Here is a 4,825-nt window from a genome sequence, read left to right as displayed (position 1 = left end):
ATGATAAACCGATTGAAGTCACCATTACACAGCAAAGTAAGCCACCAATCACAGCACAAACAAAACGTGTGCAAGCTGATCTTGCCCATAAACAAGGCGGCCAATGGCAACCACATTCTCGCCCGCCAAAACACCAAGTTGGCACAGGTAAACAAGAGTATGTCGGCGGTGAATTTAAAAATGTTGATGAGTTAACGCCACCAGATTATTACACCGATCATTCAAATTGGATCCGTTATGAAGGCCCAGGTATTGAGTCCGATAAAGTCGGCTATCGTTTTTACCTCGATTGGCGCAATGGCTTTGACATTTTCGGTAAATTAACAACTAAGCCTGTGCTGCATAATGTCAGCCTTGATAATCAATTTGGATACTGGCGCGTAAATCGCCGTTTTCAACAATGCGTGCTGTGATTGGTGGCTTACTTTGCTGTGTAATGGTGACTTCAATCGGTTTATCATTTAAATCGACAATAAAATACACACCATCAAGTTCACCGTCTGAGTCAATATCTACTGCTTGGCTAGGTAACACTTGCTGCGCTGTTTTTACAGTTAAAGCCGCAGTTTGGCTAAGGCCTAAATCGTAATAGCTAAGATAGATTGGCTCATCAGGGCGTTTAAACGAAGATGGATTAACAATGTCCACTTTAGCAACTAATGCGCTACTGAGGGCGTTCGTCTCACTTGCTTGCAATGGTGTTTTAAGGTCAGCTTGTTCTTGGCAGGCAGCCAGTAAAAGGCTAGAGCCTAGAGCTGTTCCCATCATAACGCGTTTTGATAACAGTGCTGTTTTTAAAGTCATGGTGTGTCCTCAATGGTTGAGCCACTTAAATTAAGTGGCTCTATTATTGTTATCTATCGAGATTATATGCTTTTTTCACTAGCCCATAGGTTAGTTGATAAGCCAGAGTCTGCGCGGTACTTTCGCTAATTTGATGATTCGCTACCAATTCAGCCAAGTATCGGCAGTCAACACGGCGTGCAACATCATGACGAGCGGGTATCGATAAAAATGCCCGAGTATCGTCATTAAACCCAACAGTATTGTAAAAACCTGCTGTTTCTGTGGTTTGCTGTCTAAAACGTAGCATACCTGCAGGGCTGTCATGGAACCACCACGCCGGGCCTAATTTCAGGCTAGGGTAGTGACCCGCAAGCGGAGCAAGCTCGCGGCTATAAGTAGTTTCATCCAAGGTAAACAAGATAATCTTTAGATCAGGATGATTGCCGTATTTACTCAATAGTGGTTTTAACGCATTAACGTATTCAGTTTGGCTTGGGATATCACAGCCTTTATCTCGGCCAAATTGATCGAATACTGCTTGGTTATGATTACGATGCGCACCAGGGTGAATTTGCATTACTAAACCATCTTTAATGCTCATACCTGCAAGTTCAGTAAGCATTTGGCCTCGGAATAACTCTTGCTCTTGCTCAGATGAGTTGCCTGTGCGGCATTTTTCAAATAATGCTTCGCACTCAGCTGTCGTTAGGTCAGCAGTTAATGCAGTAGGGTGGCCATGATCGGTTGCCGTTGCACGCCCTTCAACACGAAAGTAATCACGACGTATTTGAATTGCCGCTAAGTAACCTTGCCAAGTGGTTGTATCTTGGTCGGTTATTTCACCAAGTTTAGCAACGTTGTCGATAAAATCTTCACGGCTAGCATCAATCACATCATCAGGTCTAAAGGTGGTGATCACACGTTTTGCCATCGCAGAGCCTGCAATTGCGCGGTGGTGCGGGAGTTGATCAAGAGCCCCTTCGGTTGTGGCTATTAGTTCAATGTTAAAGCGGTCCATCAATGCATGCGGCGTAAACTCGGGTGTTGCTAATGCGGCAGTAATTTTTTGATAGTAGTGTTGTGCATTTTCAGCGCATAGTTTTTCAGTAAAACCAAATACATCACTAAATACCGCATCAAGCCAATAGCCGCTTGGCGTGCCAGCATAGAGATGATAGTTATCAGCAAAAATTTGCCATACTTTTTCAGGCTCAGCTGCTTTAGAGCGAGCCATATCGCCTTGCAGCCCATGCTCTGGCACGCCTAAATCAGTCATTGGGATACCTTGACTGTAGAGCATTCTAAACACATAGTGATCGGGTTTTATAAATAGTTCGGTGGCATTGCCGAAGTTTTCATTTTCATTAAACCAACGTGGATCAGTGTGACCGTGCGGACTAATAATCGGTAAGTCTTTAATTGATTCGTATAACTTTCTAGCGATTGCAACGACAGTAGGATCGCTTGAAAACAAACGATCTGGGTGCAATTCTAAAGGTTCAATATTGCTAGACATGGAAGATTCCTTAACTGTTCTTTTTACTGTTAGCCACCGGTGGCATTTAAAGGTGAATTACACTGACATCGCGTGGCAGTCAATATATGTATTAGTTGCTATTAAGAACCTGAAGACAGGCTTGGGTTATTTTTTCATAGTCTTTATTTTGCACCCATTGTGGTTGTGCAACCCAAGTGCCACCCACCGCCATCACATTATTAAGCGCTAAATAGTCTTTGAAATTTTGCTCATTAATGCCGCCTGTTGGGCAAAAGCGAATATCTACAAATACGCTGCCCACTGCTTTTAAAAACTGCTCGCCACCACATAAAGAAGCAGGGAATAGCTTTTGCTCAGTAAAGCCATATTCTTTAGCGAGTAAAATATCTGCGGTGTTTGATACACCTGGTACAACGGGGACGGGGGATTGCGTGAGCGCATCTAATAATCGTGGTGATACGGCCGGCGTGACAATAAAATCACTGCCTGCCGCTATACTTTTTGCAAGTAAAGCTTGATCGGTAATAGTACCGGCGCCAACAGATAAATCAGGCAATGCTTTTTTAATCGCAATTAGCGCGTCAAGTGACGCAGGAGTACGCAACACAACTTCAACTAAATGAATGCCAGCCTTGTGCATCGCCGTCGCAATGGCGACACCTTCTTCACTACTATTTGCTTGTATAATAGGCAAAATTTGTTGCTTGCCTAATAATGTTGAAAACGCGTTCATTCAGCGGGTCCTATTATGATTGTTGTAATTGAGCCATCGTCAGTGGCTGTTTGTTTAATGTGACATTATCCAAACTCATATTATTTACATGAGCAACGATTGACTTACTGCCTGCTTGGTCAAAATGACAGTCTGTAAAATGAATATCATTGATTGGCGCACGTTCAAAACCATTAAGATAAAACGCTTTGCTTAACACATTTTGACAATGTAAATTCTCAATCTGGATATCACGCACAATAGGGTCGAACTGTCCCGCATCACCTTCTTCATAGTAGAAATTGATCACAACAGCGTTTTTGACTGTACCGACCTCTATATTACGGATACGAATATGCTCAATTAAACCACCACGCACTGAGTTGGTTTTAATGCGAATAGCTCGCTCTAAATGGGGGCTGTCCATGGTGCAATTTTGCACAAATACATTGTTTACACCACCTGAAATTTCACTACCGATAACCACGCCACCGTGGCCTTCTTTCATATGGCAGTTTTCAATGACAATATTTTGTGATGCCACACCGACACGGCGACCATCTGCATTTCGTCCTGATTTAATCGCAATACAATCATCACCAGTATCAAACACGCAGTTTTTAATGTGTACGTGGTCGCAACTTTCTGGATCGCAACCATCAGAATTTGGCCCGTGGCTTGAAAAATTAACGTTATCAACCGTGACGCTTTGGCATAAAACTGGGTTAACTAGCCAAAATGGTGAGTTTTTAATTGTCACCCCTTCAATTAAGATGTTGTTACACTTGTACGGTTGAATAAAAGGAGGGCGTAAATAGGCACCAGTGCTATAGATCCGCTCGCTGACAGGCACACCGGCTTCGGCATCAACCATCAACTTATTACGTGCTTCACGCTGATGCAATACTTTACCTTGGGCGTCTTTTTCAAGTTGCCAATGACCTTCCTTATGTGGACCTTTCCAAGGCCACCATGTTTGGTTATCAGCATTGCCTTGCAGGGTACCTTTACCTGTGATGGCAATGTTTTCTTGCTCATAAGCATAAATTAGTGGCGAATAGCCCATCATTTCTAAGCCTTCCCAACGGGTAAATACTTCTGGTAGGTAATGATTAGGATCAGTGCTGAAACTCAGTGTTGCATTATTACTTAGGTGCAAATTAACATTTGAAAGTAAATGAATAGCACCGGTTAAATAGGTGCCATCTGGAATGTATACCTGACCACCTCCTTGTGCGTGGCAGGCTTCAATGGCGCTTTTAATTGCCTGTGTACAATCGAATTGACCATTTTCTTTAGCACCAAAGTCTTTAATATTAAATTGTTTCGCAGGGAAAGTCGGGACGACTATTTCGGCTTTTATTTGCTCTGCCATTTGCCAATCGTCGGCGCTAATGGGCGCGTCAAAAACATTGAGTAAAGGCGCTGACTGACAGCCCATTAAAGTTGCTGTTACCAAAGTGCTAGAAGCTAAGGCTTTGAGAAAATAGCGTCGTTGATTATTCATCTTGTATCCTGCTGCTGTATATTGGAATTATTATAATAGACTAACATTAGCAGTTATTGCCACCGGTGGCAATAGTGTTTTATTATGAACTTTAAAATAGTCCGGAGTTTATTATTCAATAAAAATTTATTTAGCAGAACGTAGCAAACGCGGTGCTCGTCTTGTGCGGGGAAGTATAAACGCGGCTGGTGAAAAGCAGGTAATCGAATTAAATAATAGAGTATAGGGTTTGATTACTTCAACCTCATTAACCTCATCGTGAAGTTAATGAGGTTATTATTGAATTAATTTCTACTAAATGTTGTCGTAGTTGTCATTTTTT

5 protein-coding genes are annotated in these 4,825 nt (G+C 42.4%); 1 reads left to right on the top strand and 4 read right to left on the bottom strand.

Annotated features, from left to right (window positions below; all coding sequences use genetic code 11):
- Nucleotides 1-413: DUF4861 family protein (locus ENH88_RS16620; protein ID WP_349768658.1), on the top strand; the 413-nt coding region annotated here is incomplete at its 5' end.
- On the opposite strand, the gene ENH88_RS16615 is transcribed toward ENH88_RS16620, so the two are convergent.
- From ENH88_RS16615 to ENH88_RS16600, 4 genes are all read right to left on the bottom strand, one after another.
- Complete coding sequence (locus tag ENH88_RS16615) at nucleotides 349-804, bottom strand: DUF4861 family protein (RefSeq protein WP_349768657.1); 456 nt, start codon at nucleotides 802-804, stop codon at nucleotides 349-351. The two genes, ENH88_RS16620 and ENH88_RS16615, sit on opposite strands and share 65 nt — an antisense overlap.
- A gap of 49 nt (nucleotides 805-853) precedes the next feature.
- On the bottom strand, nucleotides 854-2,302 hold the full coding sequence (gene uxaC, locus ENH88_RS16610) for a glucuronate isomerase (protein ID WP_304183904.1): 1,449 nt from the start codon (nucleotides 2,300-2,302) through the stop codon (nucleotides 854-856).
- Between the two features lie 91 nt (nucleotides 2,303-2,393).
- Complete coding sequence (gene eda, locus ENH88_RS16605) at nucleotides 2,394-3,017, bottom strand: bifunctional 4-hydroxy-2-oxoglutarate aldolase/2-dehydro-3-deoxy-phosphogluconate aldolase (RefSeq protein WP_304183902.1); 624 nt, start codon at nucleotides 3,015-3,017, stop codon at nucleotides 2,394-2,396.
- 13 nt (nucleotides 3,018-3,030) lie between these two features.
- Complete coding sequence (locus ENH88_RS16600) at nucleotides 3,031-4,503, bottom strand: glycoside hydrolase family 28 protein (RefSeq protein ID WP_304183900.1); 1,473 nt, start codon at nucleotides 4,501-4,503, stop codon at nucleotides 3,031-3,033.
- Nucleotides 4,504-4,825: the final 322 nt, after the last annotated feature.

It is taken from the genome of Pseudoalteromonas prydzensis, from assembly GCF_011050055.1.
GTDB classification, from domain to species: Bacteria; Pseudomonadota; Gammaproteobacteria; order Enterobacterales; family Alteromonadaceae; genus Pseudoalteromonas; species Pseudoalteromonas prydzensis_A.
The sequence above is the reverse complement of the archived record's forward strand: the minus strand, read 5'-3'. Positions and strand labels throughout refer to the sequence as shown.

What these genes read in the sequence shown, in the direction of transcription:
- ENH88_RS16615 (WP_349768657.1), bottom strand. Translation starts at nt 804, where the DNA reads ATGACTTTAAAAACAGCACTGTTATCAAAACGCGTTATGATGGGAACA.
- uxaC (WP_304183904.1), bottom strand. Translation starts at nt 2,302, where the DNA reads ATGTCTAGCAATATTGAACCTTTAGAATTGCACCCAGATCGTTTGTTT.
- eda (WP_304183902.1), bottom strand. Translation starts at nt 3,017, where the DNA reads ATGAACGCGTTTTCAACATTATTAGGCAAGCAACAAATTTTGCCTATT.
- ENH88_RS16600 (WP_304183900.1), bottom strand. Translation starts at nt 4,503, where the DNA reads ATGAATAATCAACGACGCTATTTTCTCAAAGCCTTAGCTTCTAGCACT.